The organism is Streptomyces capitiformicae (assembly GCF_002214185.1).
Lineage (GTDB): Bacteria > Actinomycetota > Actinomycetes > Streptomycetales > Streptomycetaceae > Streptomyces > Streptomyces capitiformicae.
In genome coordinates, this window is sequence record NZ_CP022161.1 from 1,411,728 (window position 1) to 1,430,120 (window position 18,393).

At 70.0% G+C, this 18,393-nt stretch carries 13 protein-coding genes; 10 read left to right on the forward strand and 3 right to left on the reverse strand.

Features of this window, described 5'->3' with window-relative positions:
• Window positions 1-10: 10 nt before the first annotated feature.
• Both CES90_RS06310 and CES90_RS06315 read right to left on the reverse strand, forming a co-directional pair.
• Window positions 11-3,340: an alginate lyase family protein gene (locus tag CES90_RS06310; RefSeq protein WP_189780366.1), complete on the reverse strand. Its 3,330-nt coding sequence runs from the start codon at window positions 3,338-3,340 to the stop codon at window positions 11-13.
• Between the two features lie 15 nt (window positions 3,341-3,355).
• Window positions 3,356-3,631: a putative Ig domain-containing protein gene (locus CES90_RS06315; protein WP_189780367.1), complete on the reverse strand. Its 276-nt coding sequence runs from the start codon at window positions 3,629-3,631 to the stop codon at window positions 3,356-3,358.
• A 407-nt stretch (window positions 3,632-4,038) separates the two neighbouring features.
• Between CES90_RS06315 and CES90_RS06320 the strand changes: the two genes are divergently transcribed.
• The 10 genes from CES90_RS06320 (at window position 4,039) to CES90_RS06365 (ending at window position 17,746) form a co-directional block, all read left to right on the forward strand.
• Window positions 4,039-5,052 carry a hydroxyacid dehydrogenase gene (locus tag CES90_RS06320; protein WP_189780368.1) on the forward strand — a complete coding sequence of 338 codons (1,014 nt, stop codon included), beginning with the start codon at window positions 4,039-4,041 and terminating at the stop codon, window positions 5,050-5,052.
• Between the two features lie 453 nt (window positions 5,053-5,505).
• Complete coding sequence (locus tag CES90_RS06325; protein ID WP_189780369.1) at window positions 5,506-6,582, forward strand: LacI family DNA-binding transcriptional regulator; 1,077 nt, start codon at window positions 5,506-5,508, stop codon at window positions 6,580-6,582.
• 75 nt (window positions 6,583-6,657) lie between these two features.
• A complete protein-coding gene (locus CES90_RS06330) occupies window positions 6,658-7,095 on the forward strand; it encodes an Lrp/AsnC family transcriptional regulator (RefSeq protein WP_189780694.1) in 438 nt (145 codons plus the stop codon).
• Window positions 7,092-9,140, forward strand: coding sequence for an NAD(+) synthase (locus CES90_RS06335; protein WP_189780370.1), 2,049 nt, complete (start codon window positions 7,092-7,094; stop codon window positions 9,138-9,140). Before CES90_RS06330 ends, CES90_RS06335 begins: the two co-directional genes overlap by 4 nt.
• A 559-nt stretch (window positions 9,141-9,699) precedes the next feature.
• Window positions 9,700-11,040 (forward strand): ABC transporter substrate-binding protein, encoded by a 1,341-nt coding sequence (locus CES90_RS06340; RefSeq protein WP_189780371.1) that lies wholly within the window; start codon window positions 9,700-9,702, stop codon window positions 11,038-11,040.
• Between the two features lie 10 nt (window positions 11,041-11,050).
• Window positions 11,051-11,935: a carbohydrate ABC transporter permease gene (locus CES90_RS06345; RefSeq protein ID WP_189780372.1), complete on the forward strand. Its 885-nt coding sequence runs from the start codon at window positions 11,051-11,053 to the stop codon at window positions 11,933-11,935.
• A complete protein-coding gene (locus tag CES90_RS06350; protein ID WP_189780373.1) occupies window positions 11,935-12,897 on the forward strand; it encodes a carbohydrate ABC transporter permease in 963 nt (320 codons plus the stop codon). Before CES90_RS06345 ends, CES90_RS06350 begins: the two co-directional genes overlap by 1 nt.
• Before the next feature lie 72 nt (window positions 12,898-12,969).
• Window positions 12,970-14,574 carry a family 43 glycosylhydrolase gene (locus CES90_RS06355; protein WP_189780374.1) on the forward strand — a complete coding sequence of 535 codons (1,605 nt, stop codon included), beginning with the start codon at window positions 12,970-12,972 and terminating at the stop codon, window positions 14,572-14,574.
• Between the two features lie 165 nt (window positions 14,575-14,739).
• Window positions 14,740-15,789 (forward strand): LacI family DNA-binding transcriptional regulator, encoded by a 1,050-nt coding sequence (locus tag CES90_RS06360; protein WP_189780375.1) that lies wholly within the window; start codon window positions 14,740-14,742, stop codon window positions 15,787-15,789.
• A 103-nt stretch (window positions 15,790-15,892) separates the two neighbouring features.
• Entirely contained in the window at window positions 15,893-17,746 is a 1,854-nt protein-coding gene (locus CES90_RS06365; protein WP_189780376.1) for an alkaline phosphatase family protein, read from the forward strand.
• On the opposite strand, the gene CES90_RS06370 is transcribed toward CES90_RS06365, so the two are convergent.
• On the reverse strand, window positions 17,718-18,368 hold the full coding sequence (locus CES90_RS06370; protein WP_189780377.1) for a ThuA domain-containing protein: 651 nt from the start codon (window positions 18,366-18,368) through the stop codon (window positions 17,718-17,720). The genes CES90_RS06365 and CES90_RS06370 overlap by 29 nt on opposite strands.
• Between the last annotated feature and the right edge of the window lie 25 nt (window positions 18,369-18,393).

Sequence of the window (18,393 nt, forward strand, 5' to 3'; positions counted from 1 at the left end):
CCTGGAGGATCTACATGGGGATGACGCTCACCTCGCTGAATCGCGTGGTGCTGTGGACCAGCGGGCTGCGGGAGCAGACCACGAGGCCCACGTGGTAGGGGGCGTCACCGAAGCCGGGGAGATGTCCCTCGGCGAGGGGGGTGAAGGTGACGCCACCATCGGTGGACACCGCTGCGGCGAAGGCGGTCCCGGTGCGCTTCAGCCGCAGCAGGCAGGGGGTGGTGACCGTGGCGTTGCCCGTGAAGGCCGACCGTCCCGCCACGGTCGTACGGAGCATGAGCTGGGCGGCGGTCCCGCCGGTGACGATCGCCCCGGCCGCCTGGTCGAACGGCGACAGGGACTTGGCCATCAGCAGCCCGACCCGGTCGCCGCTCGCGCCCTCGCGGGAGTCGAGCCGGGCGGTGATCTCGCAGTCACCGGTGACGAGCCGGCGTACGAACTGCCCTGTCATTCCCTGGTTGTTGACGGTCAGATCGGTCCCGGCACCGCGGACGACGAAGGTCCCGTCCTCGTAGGCCGTGCTGCCGGGGGTACGGACGGTCACCACACCGAAGGTGCCGAACTCCCGCTCGTCGAGGACCACGTCGCCGAGGTCGCCGTACGTCCAGGGGTCGGGCGGCGGGGCGCCGACCGTGAGCTTCACAGTGCCCGTCGTTTCCCCGGCGGCGTTGCCCGCGGTGGTGGTGACGGTGAACTCGCCGCTCCGGGTGGGGGTTCCGGAGACGACGCCGGTGCGTCTGTCGAGGCTGAGGCCGTCGGGCAGTCCGTCGGCGGTGAACCGTACGGGCTCGTGTGTGGCCCGCAGCAGGTGCCGCAGGGCGACGCCCATGTTGGCGAACACAGCGGTGGTGGAGGTGAGTTCGGGTACGGAGGGGGTCGGCATGGTCGCGGTGGCGGGCTGTGACAGCGGGCCCCGGCCGCCGCTGTCGGTCTTGGCGACGGCGTAGTGGTATGTCGTGCCGGGCTCGCCCGTGGCGTCCGTGTACCGGATGCGGGTGCCGAACCCGACCGGGCCGACGCCGGTCGCGAGGGTCACGTACGGGCCGTCCGCGTCGGTGGCCCGCAGCACCTTGTAGCGGCCCGAGAGGTCCGGATCTGTCCAGGCCAGCCGCACCGCGTCGGGCCCGGCGGAGGCCTGCAGGTCGGTCGCGGTGTACCGGGGGCGCGGGGTGCTCCACACGTCGCCATGGGCCGACGAGGTGACGGTGACGTTGTCGAAGGCGCCGGTGCCGGTCTCGGCGTACTCCTCGTCGACGCCGAGGCAGGAGGTCAGGGCGAGTCCCGCGTACGCGGTGCGCCCCAGGTCGACCTCGGTGGTGCCGACCTCGGTCCAGCGGACGCCGTCCGGGGAGATCGCGCCGGTGCAGCGGCGGCCCCTGCGGGTCACGCGCACCCAGTACGGCATGCGCAGCCGGTAGCCGTCGCCCGCGCCCTCGACATACGGGGCTTGAAGCGGCGTCGCCGACTCGGGCAGGGCGCCGAGGTCGGAGATCGGGAAGGACGCGGCGGTCGTGATCGCCTGCTGCTGGGTGGGCGGCACGGGGGTGCTGCCGGTGGCGGAGATCGCCGCTCCGGCCGACGGACGTACCGTCCACACCCCGCTCCAGGTGTGCAGCGGCAGGCCCTGGATCAGCATCGACGCGTGCGGGGCGGCCGCGTGGAGGGAGTCGCGGAGGGTGACACCGATCTTGGAGTACTGGGAGCTGAGCGGGAACACGATCCGCGCGGTGACGGTGCCGTCGCCGTGCAGCGGCAGGTGGGCCATCCGGTAGGTGTCCGCCGTACCGCTCGCTTCCAGCACGAACCGCCGGCCGTCGAAGACGGCGGACCCGGCCCGCTTCACGTCCCCGATGTCCTGGGTCGACCAGGGTTCGGGAAGGCCGGCGGTGGCCGACGCCCACCCCGAACTCCCGCTCTCACCCTGGGAGTTGGCGGCGGTGACCTGGTAGTAATAGGTACGCCCCGGGCGGACACCGTCGTCGGTGTACGTCGGCCGGTCGACGCCGGAGGCGATCTCGTCGTACGGGCCCTCGGGGCGGTCGGCCCGCCGGACGGTGTACTCGCCCGCCCAGGCGGACGGCAGCCAGGCGATGGTGACGGCCTTGTCCTCCCCCACCGCGGTGACGCCCGCCGGTGCCGTGGGCGCGGTCGGCGCGGGGGCCTTGGCCCCGGCGTAGGCGAAGGTGCCGAAGCTGGGCAGGTCGTCGTTGCTGCCCTCGACGACCCGGGCGCCGCCGGTGCCACGGAAGACGGCGGCCTTGGTGTACGGGGTGTCCAGGCCGCGTACGCCGGCGTAGTGGGCGTAGTACATCTCGTAGATCGGCGGCAGGTTGCCGCGGACCTTCGCGGAGACGGTGGTCTTGATGTACTTGCCGGTGCGGTCCAGGTCGGGGGTGAAGGGGACGTCGCCGCCGAGGTTGTAGCGGGCGGCGTACTCGGCGTTCGCGAGGATGCGGTTGCCGTCGTAGCCCCACAGGTCGACACCCTGGTTCCAGGCGACCTGCGCGGCGTCGCCCATCAGCCCGACGGCGAGTTGCTCGTGGCCCTGGTCGCGGCCGGACTCCTGGCCCTGGCCGCCGGCGGTGACGATACGGCCCCGGACGCTGCCGTTGCCCGCGCCGGCCGCGGTGAACCGCAGGGCGTCCTCGAAGAGGGTGGGCTCCTCGCAGAACACTCCGATGGCCAGGATCGTCTGAATGGCGGTCAGGTCCCAGTTGCCGTTGGCGTACAGCATGTAACCGGAGACCGCCGGATACCAGACGTCCAGGAAGGACCGCTCGCAGCGTGTGATGTCGTGGGCCGTCCAGCCGTCGTAGCCGGTGTGGCGGAGCAGTTCGGCCGCGTTGACGAACTTGAACGCCTGGAGTCCGGCGCCGAGCGGGCCGTCGGCGCCGGTGATCGCGGTGAGCGACCTCGCCCAGACGTTGAGGATGTCGCGGGCCTTGTCGGCGTGGGCGCGGTCGCCGGTGACGCACCACATGAGGGCGTTCTGGTAGGCGGCGGCCGAGTCGGCGACGGCCTGGTTCTGGAAGTTGGTGGGGCCCCGTCCCCACGAGGTGATCTGGCCGGTGTTCTGGATCGTGTACGTCGACTTCGACCGGGCGTGGGCGGAGAACGCCAGGTAGCCGTCGTGGACCGGGGACTCCTTGGCGGCGACCGCGGCCTTCATCCGGTCCAGGTCGTCCCTTGAGTGCAGGAGGCCGGGGTGTCTGAAGGTGAAGGCCGCTTCGGTGGCGGTCCGGGCCCAGGCGGCCGTGGCGGAGGCGGACAGCAGTCCGGCCCCGGCCACGGCCGTGAGTCCCGTCGCGCCGAGGAACGACCGTCGGCTGAGAGGAAGCACGGGTGTCTCCTGGTCTTACGGGTGCTGCACGGTGAGCGTGAGGGACTTGGTCGCCGTGCCCACGGTGTTCGTGGCGGAGACGGTGACGGTGTAGGTGCCGGGGACCTTCGGGGCGCCGGAGATCAGGCCCGTCTTCTTGTCGACGTCGAGGCCGTCCGGCAGCCCTTCGGCGTCGAACGACGTGAGCAGCGCGGTAGCGGTGACGATCAGCACCACGGCACCGCTCACGGCACCGCCCGCGGCGAGGGCCAGGAATCGGCGGCTCGGGGGAGAACCGGCAGGGCTGTGCATTGGACGCCTCACCTTCAGCGCAACAACCGGTTTCTATCGGGGGAACGAGGCAGAGCTTGTTCCTGTCCGGAAACCACGTCAAGAGTCTCGGCCAATTTTCGAAAACTCCGCGCACCATCCGAGGCGTGGGGCGATTTGCTCTGGGGGAACCGGCTTCTCAAGGACGGAGTAACCGATTACGGGACACGGCGCACCCCACCCCCAGCCTTGAAAGCGCCATACAGGGCGAGTCAAGCCGCACATGCCGTCCGATCACGACGATTGACCCACCCGGGCCCTCGACTTACGGTAGAAGACGTTTTCTGAAACTGTTCCCGAGCCGCCTGCTCCCACACCCCCCGCGGCCCTGACCCATCGCACCCATCGCACCCATCGCACCCATCGCACCCATCGCACCCAGGAGAGTCATGCCCAGCGCCCAGTCGCCGCGAGCCGTGTTCGCCATGGATCCGGTGCACCTCCCCCTGCTGTTCCCGCCGTCGCTCATGGCGCGGCTGCGGCAGGTCGCCGAGATCGATCCCGAGCTCGTCGTACGGGACTTCGCCGATCCCGCCGTCGCGTCGGCGTTGGCCGGGGCCGAGGTGCTGATAACCGGCTGGGGCTGCCCGCACCTCGACGCGGACGTCCTGGCGGCGGCGCCCCGGCTGACCACCGTGCTGCACGCCGCGGGCTCGGTCCGCGCGCTGGTCGGCGAGGCGCTGTGGAAGGGCGGGATCTCCGTCTCCAGCGCGGTGGCCGGCAACGCGCTGCCGGTCGCCGAGTACACGCTCGCGATGATCCTGCTGGCAGGCAAGGAGACGTTCGACCACCGCGAGCGCTTCCGGCAGACGCACGCCTACCCCTCCCCCGCCAAGACCGCGGCCATCGGCAACGTCGGCCGCCGGGTGGGCGTCATCGGGGCCTCGCGTGTCGGCCGCCGGCTCCTGGAACTGCTCCGCCCGTTCGACTTCGCCGTCTCGCTCTACGACCCGTACGTCGACCCCGCGGGTGCCGCCGCGCTCGGTGCCCAACCGATGGCCCTGGACGACCTGTTGCGGACCAGCGACATCGTCAGCCTGCACGCCCCCGACATCCCGGAGACGTACCGCATGCTCGACCGCGGCAGACTCGCCCTGATCAGGGACGGCGGCGTCCTCATCAACACCTCCCGAGGCGCGCTGGTCGATCCGGAGGCGCTCACCGACGAGCTGCTCTCCGGCCGGCTGAACGCGATCCTGGACGTCACCGAACCCGAGCCGCTGCCCGCCGGATCCCCGCTCTACCACCTCCCCAACGTCTTCCTCACCCCGCACATCGCGGGCTCACTCGGCAACGAGCTGGAGCGTCTCGGCCGTACCGTCGTCGAAGAACTCGAACGCCTCGCCGCGGGCCTGCCACCGGCCCACCAGGTACGGCACACGGACCTGGCGAGGGTCGCCTGAACCGCACCCCCGGCACTCGACCCGGGGACCGTCCCGGGCGCCGGGCACACCGCTGGGCCCTCGGCCATGGCGGCAACGGCCGCCACCTCCCTGCCGCCGTTGCCGTCGCTCGCCGCGGTGCCGGGGGGCGTGGACACGCCGCTGACGTGGGTGGTAGGGGCGATACCCCTGGCCGCGGAGGTGACGGTGGGCTGCTCCGCGGCGGCCGGGCTGCCGTGGAGCCGGGCGCCCCCTGGTCCGGCCGACGCACCACCGCCGCGACCCTCCCGTCGTCCGCCCGGCGCACCACCGCCGTGAGCTTCCTCGCCGCCGCCCCCGCCTTCCGGAAACCCTCCGGGAAACAATGGGATACGGTTCCCCCACCCATGGGACGGGCCTGCTACAGCGCCCGGCACCGGGCCCGAGCTTCGTCCCCTGCCCGGTGGGGAACCTTGATGCCGAAGGAGCCGCACGGTGAGTCAACGCAAGGCGTCGGGTGACTCCGGCCGGGCCACCATCCGGGATGTGGCGCAACGGGCCGGTGTCTCGGTCGCCAGCGTCTCCCGCGTCCTGTCCGGCAACTACCCGGTCTCCGACGAGCTGCGCCGCCGGGTGATGAAGGTGGTCCGGGACCTGGACTACGTCACCAACGCCCACGCCCGCTCCCTGGCCGGCGGCGGCACCCCGACGGTGGCCATCCTCATCAACAACATCACCGGCGCGGCCTTCACCCATGTCGCCAAGGGCGTCGAGAGCGCGGCCTCGCTGCGCGGCTGGCTCACCCTGGTCGGCACCACCGGGGACGATCCGGAGCGGGAGCTCGCGCTGGTGAACCTGATGCGCCAGCAGGGCGTGGCCGCGGTGATCCTGCTCGGCGGCGCGTACGACTACGACGAGTACCAGCTGCGGATGGCCCGTTTCGCCCGCTCCCTGGACGCCGCCGACTCCCACCTCGTTCTGGTGGGCCGGCCCCCGCTGGAGGGCGAGGTCCCGGCGACCACGGTCGACTACGACAACGAGGGCGGCGCCTACGCCATGGCGAGCCATCTGCTGTCAGCCGGCCACCGCCGCGTCCTCGTCCTGCCGGGGCACGCCGAACTCACCACCGCCCAGGGCCGGTTGAAGGGTGCCCAGCGAGCCTTCGAGGCGTACGGCGTGCCGCTCGATCCCGGAATGGTGCGGCACGGCCCGTACGACTACGAGCACGGGTACGACGCCGTCGAGGAGAGCCTGCGGCAGGGGGCGGCGTTCACGGCGGTCCTCGCGGGGACGGACGTGGTCGCCGCCGGTGCCGCTCAGGCGCTGCGCGCGGCGGGCCTGCGCGTCCCCGAGGACGTCTCCGTCGTCGGCTACGACGACATTCCTCTCGCCTCCCAGCTCACGCCGCAGCTCACCACCGTCCACGTCCCCTACGAGGAGATGGGCCGCGCCGCCCTGCGCGCCGTCGCCGACCGCCGGGAGAGCGGCCGCCGCCGGGTCGGGGACGCCGACCATCTGGTCCTCGGCACGCACGTGGTCGTACGCCAGTCCGTGCGCCCACCGAGCCAATAGGCCGAACCCTATTCGAAGTGATCACGCCACACCCGAACCGTATATGGTGAGCGCATGAGTACGGTCAACGGGATCGTGGACGACATCGACAGGGCGTTGCTCGCGGAGCTTCAGCGGGACGCCACTCAGGCCTACGCGGTGCTGGGCAGGGCGGTCGGACTGTCGGCCGGCGCGGCACATGACCGCGTACGCAAGCTCCGTGAGCGCGGTGTCATCCGGCACACGACCGTCGATGTCGACCCGGCCGCTCTCGGGCGGGGTGTCCTCGCGTTCGTCATGGTCGAGTCGTCGGCCTGGCTGGGGGACGCCAGTGAGTCCTTCGCCGCCGTCCCCGAGATTCAGGAGGCCCATGTCATCGCGGGCACCGCCTCGGTCCTGGTGAAGGTGCGCACGGCCACCACGGAGCAGTTGCAGGACGTCCTGCGGCGGCTCTACGCGATCGACGGCGTGAGCGGGACCCGTGCGACGGTGGTACTGGAGACGTTCTTCGAAAGGCCGGTCAGCACATCGTGAACTTCAGGTCGATCTATCAGCACGGCTTCGCGCGAGTCGCCGCGTGCACGGGCCACGCGGCGATCGCCGACCCGCCCGCCAACGCGGAGGCGGTCCTACGTCAGGGGCGGCAGTGCGCGCAGGACGGGGTCGCCGTCGCCGTCTTCCCCGAGATGTGCCTGTCCGGCTACTCGATCGAGGACCTGCTCCTCCAGGACACGCTGCTCGACGAGGTCGAGGAGGCGCTCCAGGCCGTCGTCGCCGGCTCGGCGGAGCTGCTGACGGTCCTCGTCGTCGGCGCGCCGCTGCGCCACCGCAACCGTGTCTACAACTGCGCGGTGGTCGTGCACCGGGGGCGGATCCTCGGCATCGCGCCCAAGTCCTACGTGCCGAACTACCGCGAGTTCTACGAGCGCCGCCAGATCGCCTCGGGCGACGACGAACGCGGCGGGACGATCCGGATAGGCGGCGCGACCGTACCGTTCGGCACGAACCTGCTCTTCGCCGCCGAGGACGTACCCGGGCTCGTCCTGCACGCGGAGATCTGCGAGGACATGTGGGTGCCGGTGCCGCCGAGCACCGAGGCGGCGCTCGCCGGGGCGACCGTCCTGGTCAACCTCTCGGGCAGCCCGATCACGGTCGGCCGGGCCGAGGACCGGCGGCTGCTGTGCCGATCGGCGTCCGCGCGCTGTCTCGCCGCGTACGTCTACGCGGCGGCCGGACTGGGCGAGTCGAGCACCGACCTGTCCTGGGACGGCCAGACCATGATCTACGAGGACGGTGTCCTCCTGGCCGAGACCGACCGCTTCCCGCAGGGCGACCAGTACGCGGTGGCCGACATCGACCTCGACCTGCTGCGCCAGGCCCGCGCCCGCATGGGCACGTTCGACGACAACCGCCGTACCCACGCCGCGCGCACCAACGACTTCCGCCAGGTGTCGTTCCGGCTCGACCCGCCCAGGACCGACCTCGGCCTGCGCCGCCGGGTGGAACGTTTCCCCTTCGTACCCGCCGACCCCTCACGCCTCGCCCAGGACTGCTACGAGGCCTACAACATCCAGGTCGCGGCCCTCCAGCAGCGACTGGCGGCGATCGGCAACCCGAAGATCGTCATCGGCGTCTCGGGCGGCCTGGACTCCACCCACGCCCTGATCGTCGCGGCCCGGGCCATGGACCGCGCGGGCCGCCCCCGCAGCGACATCCTGGCCTTCACCCTGCCCGGCTTCGCGACCGGCGAACACACCAAGGGCAACGCCCACAAACTGATGCGTTCGCTCGGTGTGACGGCGGCCGAGCTGGACATCACGCCGACGGCCCGGCTCATGCTCCAGGAGATGGGCCACCCCTTCTCGTCCGGTGAGCCGGTGTACGACGTCACCTTCGAGAACGTCCAGGCCGGCCTGCGCACGGACTACCTCTTCCGCCTGGCCAACCAGCGCGGCGGCATCGTCCTCGGCACCGGCGACCTCTCCGAGCTGGCGCTCGGCTGGTGCACGTACGGCGTCGGCGACCAGATGAGCCACTACAACGTCAACTCCGGCGTCCCGAAGACCCTCATCCAGCACCTCATCCGCTGGGTCATCAGCAGCGGTCAGTTCGGGGACGAGACCAACAAGACGCTGGCCGCGATCCTCGACACGGAGATCAGCCCGGAACTCGTACCGGGCGAGGAGTTGCAGTCCACCGAGTCCAAGATCGGCCCGTACGCGCTGCACGACTTCACCCTCTACCACGTACTCCGCCACGGCCTCCGCCCGTCGAAGATCGGTTTCCTGGCCTGGCACGCCTGGCGGGACAAGGAGGCCGGCGCGTGGCCTCCGGGGTTCCCGGAGGCCGAGCGGACGGCGTACGACCTGCCGGAGATCTGGCACTGGCTGGACGCCTTCTGCCGCCGCTTCTTCGGCTTCGCCCAGTTCAAGCGCTCGGCCATGCCGAACGGCCCGAAGGTCCTGGCCGGCGGCGCCCTGTCACCGCGAGGCGACTGGCGCGCCCCGTCGGACAGCTCGGCGGACGCTTGGCTGAGGGACATGGCGCGGTGGGACGTGAGGGCCGGCGCTGGGGACTAGCCGACACTCGGCGGGCGGCAATCGGCAGGCGGTAATTGGCAGTTTCGTCTCGATGAAATGTCCGCCTTGCGGCGTATGGGCGAGGTGAAGGCGAGACGAATCTGCCAATCCCCCCACAACCCGGCCCGGGCCGGGCTAGCCCGGCCCGGCTCCGGCGACTGTGGGGTCCGGGTCGCCTTGTCGGCTGAGGCAGTGGGTCATCTCCCATGAGTAGAGTTACGTAAGCGTTTTCAGGCTTCAAGGCCGCCGCGAACCCCGCTCCCGCGGCGGCCTTCGCGCTGCCCATCCCCACCCTGACCTGCACGTCCTCCAGCCTCGCCGGACGCAGCGACCCGCATCTTCCCGCAACCCCAGGGACAAGCCCGCGTAACAATTTCTCTTCGCACCCTTGCGTGAGCCGATCAGGCCACCCTACGTTTCACAGCAACCGTTTACTACGCCTTCCGCAGGGGTCCGAGACGCGAGCTGACGGTCCGCCTCGCTCGCCGTCGCCCCACCGAGCCGCCCCTCGCTCTTTCCAGCCTCCGCGCTCGTCTACGTCTCGAAGGATGACCGTACGATGAACTCCACCAGCCCCCGGAGAAGGTTCGCCCGCATCGCTGTCGCGGGTCTGGCGCTCACAGGTCTGCTCTCCGCGTGTGGCGGATCCGACTCCGCTGACGACTCCCCTGCCGATTCCTCGGGTCCGGTCACCCTCGACTTCTGGGGCTGGGCCAACGGCCAGGAAGCCGTCGTCAAGGCGTTCAACGCCGGCCACAAGGACGTCCAGCTCAAGTACACGAAGGTCACCGACCAGCTGACCATGCAGAAGCAGCTGACCAACGCCGTCAAGGCCGGCAACGCTCCCTGCCTGCTGCAGAACACCGGCGAGTACGTCACGAGCTGGGTCTCGCAGGGCGCCCTGGCCGACATCACGGAGTACGTCGAGTCCAGCAAGGACAAGTTCAACCCCGGCTCGTGGGCCGTCGGCCAGGTTCAGGGCAAGGCCTACGGCGTGCCCACCGCCTCGGCGCCCGCCTTCACCATCTACCGCACCGACATCTTCGAGAAGTACGGCCTGAAGGCGCCGGAGACATGGGACGACTTCATCGCCGCGGGCAAGGTGCTGAAGAAGCACGACATCAAGATCACCAACTACGCCGGTGAGGACCCGAGCACCCTGGAGGTGCTCGCCATGCAGGCCGGAGCCCACTGGTACTCCGTCGAGGGCGACTCCTGGGTGGTGAACTTCCAGGACGAGGGCAGCCTCAAGGCCGCGGAGGTGATCCAGGAGATCATCGACAACGACCTGAACGCCAAGTTGTCCTTCGCCGACTACGCGGCCGTGCAGCGCAGCTTCGACACCGGCGCCACCGCGACCCGGCAGATCTCCACCTGGCAGATGTCCGGCATGGTGCAGAACTTCACCAAGTCCTTCGGCGACTGGGCGCTCGCCCCCTGGCCGACGTACAAGGGCGAGGCCCCCAAGACGCCGGCCGGCACCAACCAGAGCGGCAACCTGACGCTGGTGAGCGAGCAGTGCAAGCACAAGGAGCAGGCCGCCGAGGCGGCGCTGTGGATGTCGACCGACACCGGTGCGGTCAAGACCATGGCGAGCCCGGAGACCGGCAGCGGTGTGATGCCGGCGCTGGCCGACAGCGAGTCGTACGTCTCCGAGGCGATCTCGGAGAAGCTGCTCGGCGAGAACTACGAGCCGGCCAAGAAGGTCGTGACGGACAGCCTGTCCACCGTCACCAGCGACTGGGCCTTCGGCCCGAACTGGACCGCGATGTTCACGCAGATGCAGGACGAGTGGGCCAAGGTCGTCAGCAAGGAGCAGAAGGTCACCGACCTCCTCGCGCACATGCAGGAGTGGACGGTCAACGACCTGAAGCAGCGCGGCATCAACGTCAAGGGCTGAGGCAGACCCGATGATTCGCTCACTGCGCTGGAAGGGTGCCGCGTTCACGGTGCCCTTCCAGCTCGGCTTCGTCTTTCTCTACCTGCTTCCGATCGGCTACGCGATCCACCAGTCGCTGTTTCTGCAGAAGCAGTCCGGGCTGGGGCTCGGCGGCGCGACCACGGAGTTCGTCGGGCTGGAGAACTACCAGCAGGGCCTGACCGACTCGGCGTTCATGACCTCCATCCTCAGGGTGGTGCTGTTCGCCTGCGTCCAGATCCCGTTCATGCTGCTCGTCAGCCTGGTGCTGGCCCTCTTCCTGGACGCGGTCACCTCGAAGGTGGCCGGCCGGTTCCGGATCATGCTGTTGGTCCCGTACATGATCCCCGGCGTGGTCGCGGCCATCGTGTGGATCAACCTGTACAGCCCCGAGGTTGGCCCCCTGACACCGCTCGGCGAGCTGTTCGGGTTCGACTGGAACTTCTTCGACCCCTCGATGGTGTGGCCGGCCATCGGCAACCTGCTGACCTGGCACGGCATCGGCTACAACATGGTGATCATCTACTCGGCGCTCCAGGGCGTGCCCCGCGAGCTGTTCGAGGCCGCGCGCCTTGACGGTGCCTCGGAGCTGCGGATCGCGCTGAGCATCAAGGTCCCGTTCGTGCGCGGCGCGCTCGTCCTGACCGCTCTGCTGTCGATCATCCAGATGCTGCAGATCTTCAACGAGCCCGCGCTGTTCCGCAACGTGACCCCTGAGACGATCAGCGACAGCTTCACCCCGATCATGATCATCTACAACCAGGCGTTCAACGCCGCCAACTACCACTACGCCGCGGCTCTGTCTGTGCTGCTCGCCCTGATGCTCGGTGTCGCGTCCTTCCTCTTCTACCGGCTGACCTCGAGGGAGGCGGACTGATGGCGCTGACAGAAAACCGCAAGGAGAACGGCGAGAAGAACGGCAAGAAGAACGGCGCGGAAACCGCTGCCGGGCCATCCCGCGGGGGCGCCGTCCGCTGGCGTACCCGCCCGGACCCCGCTGCCCGTTCACGGGGCGGGCAGCGGTTCCTCCTCCTCGGTCTGGTCCTGGCCGGCGCCTACAGCCTGTTCCCGGTGTACTGGCTGATCATCGCCGCGACCAAGGACCGGGTCGGCCTGTACCAGAGCAACGGCCTGTGGTTCTCCGACTTCCACCTGTGGGAGAACCTGCAGCAGGTGTTCACGTACGAGGACGGCATCTTCCTGCGCTGGACCGCCAACTCGTTCCTGTACGCCGGTGTCGGCTCCCTCGGCGGCACGCTCATCGCCCTCGCGACCGGCTACGGCCTGGCCCGCTTCGATTTCCCCGGCCGGGGTGTGGTCTTCGCGGCCGTGGTGGGTTCCTTCCTGATCCCGATCGCCCTGCTCACACTGCCGCTGTATCTGATGTTCTCGAAGATCGGCCTGGTCGACACCCCCTGGGCCATGCTGATCCCCTGCTTGATCAACCCGTTCAGCGTGTATCTGGCCAAGGTCTACACCGAGGCCACTATTCCGTTCGAACTCCTTGAGGCGGCCCGCATCGACGGCGCCGGTGAGCTGCGGATCTTCTTCAGCATCGTGCTGCGGATGATGACCACGGGCGGCGCGACGGTGTTCCTGCTCGCCTTCGTCAACACCTGGAACGCGTTCTTCCTCCCCCTGACCGTGCTGCGCGGCCAGGAGAACTGGACCCTCAACCTGGGCCTGTACAACTGGACCGGCAAGCGGTCGGAGTCCGGCATCGACCTGACCAGCCTCGTCCTGACCGGCGCGCTGCTGTCCATCATCCCGATGGCCATCATGATGGTCGCGATGCGCCGCTACTGGCGGACGGGCGTCACGATGGGGGCACTCAAGTGACCGCCGCTCCGGCAGCCCTGCGAGTGACCGCCCTGGGGATCCCTCAAGTGACCGACGTCTGGGAGCGTTGACGTGACCCTGGCGCGCAACCCCGTCATCCGCGGCTTCGCCCCGGACCCCTCGCTGATCCGCGTCGACGACTGGTACTACGTCGCCACCAGCTCGTTCGAGTGGTTCCCGACGATCCCGCTGCACCGCTCCAGGGACCTGGCGACCTGGGAATACGCCGGCCATGTACGCGGCGCTGTCCCGGGCGGCTCCCTGGCGGGCGTCCCCGACTCGGCGGGCATCTGGGCGCCGTCGCTGAGCTGGGACGGCGAGCGTTTCTGGGTCGTCTACACGATCGTGCGATCGGTCGGCACGCGGTACTTCGACCTGGACACGTACGTCAGTACGGCCTCGGCGGTGGACGCGGAGTGGACCGCGCCGAGGCGGGTCGCGAGCCACGGCTTCGACCCCGCCCTCTTCCACCACGAGGGCCGGCTGTGGCTGCTCAACATGCAGAGCGACCACCGCCCGGGCGGCAAGCGGTTCGACGGGATCGTCCTGACGGAGCTGGACCGTGCCACGCTGCGCCCGCTGGGCAGGACCCATCTGCTGCTCCAGCACGGCAAGTTGGTCGAGGGCCCGAAGCTGCTGGTCCGCGACGGCTGGTTCTACCTGGTGCTCGCCGAGGGCGGCACCGGTTTCGAGCACGGGGTGCGCGTGGCGCGCAGCCGCGCCCTGACCGGCCCGTACGAACTGGACGATCTGCCTCTGCTGACGACCCGGGACGATCCGAAGGTGCCGCTCCAGAAGGCCGGCCACGCCGAGTTGGTCGAGACCCCGGACGGCGAGTGGTTCCTCAGCCATCTCACCGCCCGGCCGCTGCACACCGAGCAGGGCATGCGATGTCCGCTCGGCCGGGAGACCGCCGTCCAGGCCGTGGCCTGGGACGACGACGGCTGGCCCCGGCTGCGGCAGGGGGGTTGGCATCCGGCGGTCGAGGTGGAGGTGCCGACGGTCACGGGCGCGGCGCCCGCAGTTACGCCGTCCGATGGCGACGGCTGCCTGGCCTGGCCGTGGAGCAGTCTGCGGGCCGAGGCGGACGCGTCCTGGGCCGACACCGGCGCCCGGCCCGGCTGGATCCGGTTGCGTGGGCGGCAGGGTCCCGAGTCGCTGTGGGACCAGAGCCTGTTGGCCCAGCGGCTCACCGAGCACCGGGCGGAGGTGGAGGTGACGGTCGAGGCGAACCCCCGGTCCTTCACCGAGGCCGCCGGTCTGCTGCTCTGGTACAACACCACCTCGTACCTCACCCTCGACCTGACCTGGGCCGAGCCGGAGGGCGAACCCCAGCGGGGCCAGCAGTGGCGGGGCGGCGGCCGTACTGTGCTCAGCCTGGTCGAGAGCGACGAGGAGGGCGCCCGGCAGGTGGCCGTCGTCGAGGTCGAGCCAGGGCGACCGATCACTCTGGGAGCGACCGTCGACGGCGCCGAGGCCCGCTTCTGGTACCTCCGCGACGGCCGGCGTACCCATGTCGGACCGGTCCTGGACTTCAGCCGCCTCTCTGACGACTACGGCTCCAAGCTGCGCTTCACGGGCGCGTTCGCGGGCATCCACGCCCAGGATCTCGTCAACGCGGCGTTCACCGCGGACTTCAGCGGCTTTCGGGCGACATTCGGCCCGGCCGAGGTGTGAGGACGAGAAGGGCGATTCTTGTTCGAGGTTTCGAAAGTTTTGACCTGGACGGTCCTTTGAATCACCGCTTCTTCCCGCCGTCTTGAGTTGGCCTTAACGTAGGAAGCGCTTGCTATTCGAAAATTTCACCGGCCCTCGGGACGGGGCCTGAGAGGTGGAGTCGCGATGGTGCGTGGCGGAAGCGCGACGGCCGGGCCGACGCTGGCGGTGGTGGCGCGCGCGGCCGGGGTGTCCGTGCCGACGGCCTCGAAGGTGGTCAACGGCCGCGAGGACGTGGCCCCGGAGACCAGGCGCCGGGTCACCGAGGCCTTGGACCGGCTCGGCTATGTCCGCAGGCCCAGGTTCGAGGCGTCGAAGCCGTCGCGCATGGTCGACCTGGTGGTCCACTCGCTGGAGAGTTCCTGGTCGGGCGCGGTGCTGCACGGTGTCGAGCAGGCGGCACACGACGCCGGGCTCGAGTTGGTGGTCTCGGCCGGGCTGACCCGGACCCGCGGCGGCCGCCCCGAGCGCGGCTGGTTCGACAAACTGACGGCCCGGGGCTCGGCGGGGGTGCTGTTCAACCTGGCCGAACTGTCTCCCGCCCAGTACTCCTGGCTCGCCCAGCACCGCATCCCGTTCGTGCTGATCGACCCCGTACTCGAACCGCCGCCGGGCGTGGTCTCGGTGGGCGCGGCCAACTGGCAGGGCGGGATGACCGCCACCGAGCATCTGCTGGCCCTGGGGCACGAGCGGGTCGCCGTGATCGCCGGGTCCCGGCGCAAGTTGTGCAGCAGCGCCCGCGTCGCCGGCTACCGCTCGGCGCTCACGGCCGCGGGGATCCCGTACCGGCCGGAGTACGTCCGCTACGGCAACTTCGTCGAGACCACCGCCCACCTCCGTATGCACCAGCTGCTCGACCTGCCCGAGCCACCGACCGCCGTGTTCGTCTGCTCGGACAGGATGGCGCTCGGTGTGTACGAGGCGCTGGCCGAGCGGGGGCTCAGGGTGCCGGACGACATCAGCGTGGTCGGTTTCGACGACCTTCCCGAGGCCCGCTGGGCGACACCGGCCCTGACCACGGTCCGCCAGCCGCTCTCCGAGATGGCCTCGACCGCACTGCGCCTGCTCGTACGGATGATGGAGGGCGAGCGGCCGGAGAGCACGCGCACGGAGTTGTCGACGCGGCTGGTGGAACGGGCCAGTACACATGGTTGTGGTGGACCCGAGTTCGGGTGAACGGTAGGGGCGTGCGACCGTACGCATAGAAATGGCCGTACGGGTGCGCCGGCGGTGTCACCAGCACTGAGCTCCACATGCTCCACAGGGAAGGACCTTCGGGTTGTCGCACATACGCTCTCCGCAGCTTCCGGGACCGGCACCGGCACCGGACGAGGAAACGGCCCCCGAGGAAACGGCCCCCGAGGAAGCGGCCCCCGAGGAAGCGGAGAAGGCCGAGGTCGAGGCCAAGGCAGAAGCAGAAAAGGAGCCCGAGCCCGAGTCAGAAGCAGAGCCCGAGTCCGAGTCCGAGTCCGAGCAACCGCCACCCGCCTCCGGCTGGCGTACCCGGCGCCCCAAGGCCGCGCGGGCGGTGGCCTGGAGCGTCACCGGGCTCTCCCTCCTCCTCGTCCTCTTCGCGTTGCTCGTGCCGGGCGACATCACCGAGATCACGTTCGGTCGTTTTCTGCGGATCCCGGCGGAGGGGATCCTCGTGGCTGCGCTACTGCTCGTGCTGCCGCCGAGGGCGCGGCGCGTGGCGGTGGTGGTGGTCGGGGTGGTGCTCGGGCTGCTGGTGATCGTCAAGGTGCTGGACATGGGGTCGTACTGGACCCTCGACCGGCCGTTCGACCTGGTGCTGGACTGGATCCTGCTGGACGACGCCCAGTCGTTCATGAAGGACTCGCTCGGCGGTGCGGTCGCGCAGGCCGCCACGGTCGGGGTGGTCGCGCTGGCGCTCGCCCTGCCGGTTCTGATGACGCTGGCGGTCGTACGGCTCAGTCGGTTGATGGTGCGCAACCGGCACACCGCCAGCCGTACGCTGCTGGTGCTGGGCACCGCCTGGATCACCTGCTCGACGCTGACCCTGGAGATCGGCGGCGTACCGCTGGCCTCGCACAGCGCGGCGACCCTGGTGGAGAACCGGGTCGAGGCGGTGCGTGCGGGGCTCAAGGACGAGGAGGCGTTCGAGAAGCAGTCGGCGGTCGACGCCTTCGCCGACGTACCGCCGGACCAGCTGCTGACGGGACTGCGGGGCAAGGACGTCCTGATCACGTTCATCGAGAGCTACGGCCGCTCCGCGATCGACGACCCGCAACTGGGTGAGCCGCTGGGCGAGACGCTCGCCCAGAAGACGGAGGAGCTGAAGCAGGCCGGGTACGCGGCTCGGAGTGGCTGGCTGCGCTCCCCCATCACCGGCGCCGGCAGCTGGCTCGGGCACTCCACGTTCCTGTCCGGCCTGTGGATAAAGAACCAGTCGCGTTACAACAACCTCGTCGCGAGCGACCGCCTCACCCTCACGGAGGCGTTCCGCCGTACCGGGGCCTGGCGCACGGTCGGCATCGTGCCGGGCACCCAGATGGCGTGGCCGGAGGGCAAGTACTTCGGCCTGGACCACATCTACGACTCCGACGAACTCGGCTACCAGGGACCGAAGTTCAGCTGGTCGACGATGCCCGACCAGTACACCCTGAAGGCCTTCGAGGAGCTGGAGCACGGCAAGGAGGGCCGCGGGCCGATGATGGCGGAGATCATCCTGACCTCCAGCCACAACCCGTGGGCGCCCATCCCCCGGACGATCCCCGAGGAGCAGATCGGCGACGGCTCGGTCTACCACTCCCTCCAGAAGGCCGAGGGCAAGGACCCCAAGGAGGTCTGGAAGAACCCCTCGGACGTCCGCGACGAGTACCGCAAGACCATCCAGTACTCGGTGACCAGCCTCGTCGACTACGTCGCGAAGTACGGTTCGAAGGACACCGTCCTGATCTTCCTCGGCGACCACCAGCCCAACAAGACGGTCACCGGCGACAACCCGAGCCACGACGTGCCGATCTCGATCGTCGCCCAGGACCCGGAGGTGCTGGAGAAGATCTCCGACTGGGGCTGGGTGGACGGCCTCAAGCCCGCCGCCGACACCCCGGTCTGGCGGATGGACAAGTTCCGCGACCGCTTCATGACGGCGTTCGGGCCGTCCAGCTGATCCCGCCCCGCAGGTGCGCCAGAAAGTCCGGGTCCTCGTACGCCTCCGCCGCGTGTCCGAGGGCGGTGTAGAAGACCCGGCCGGCGCCCTGCTCCTTGCACCACACCAGGGGGTGGTCGTCACCCATCTCGCCGCCCTCGTACGAGGATTCGTCGGCGCGGGCTAGCACGCGCACCGAACCGCGAGGGCTGGCGCGGAAGTCGTACCACTCGTCGGTGAACTCCCAGACGGGCGGCAGGTGGTGTACGGCCAGATGGTCGCGGTCCTCGACGATCGCCTTGCCCGGCTGGTACTCGGGGTGGCGGGCGAAGCGGGCGCCCAGCAGTTCGCCGTAGTAGGGCCAGTCGTACTCGGTGCAGGCGGCCGCGTGCACCCCGGCGAAACCGCCGCCCGCCTCGACGTACGCCCGCAGCCGGGCGCGCCCGGCGTCGGTGAGGACCTCCCCGCTGGTGGAGAGGAAGACGACCGCCGCGTACGGGTCGAGGGGGACCTCGAAGGCCGCCGGGTCCTCGGTGGCGTCGACGTCGAAGTCGAGAGCGCGTACGGCGGCGACGGCGGCCGGGATGGAGTCGTGGCGGTAGGCGGTCGTGCGGGAGTACACGAGGATGCGGGCCGATGGCATGATCCGAGCCTATTTCCGGGAGCGG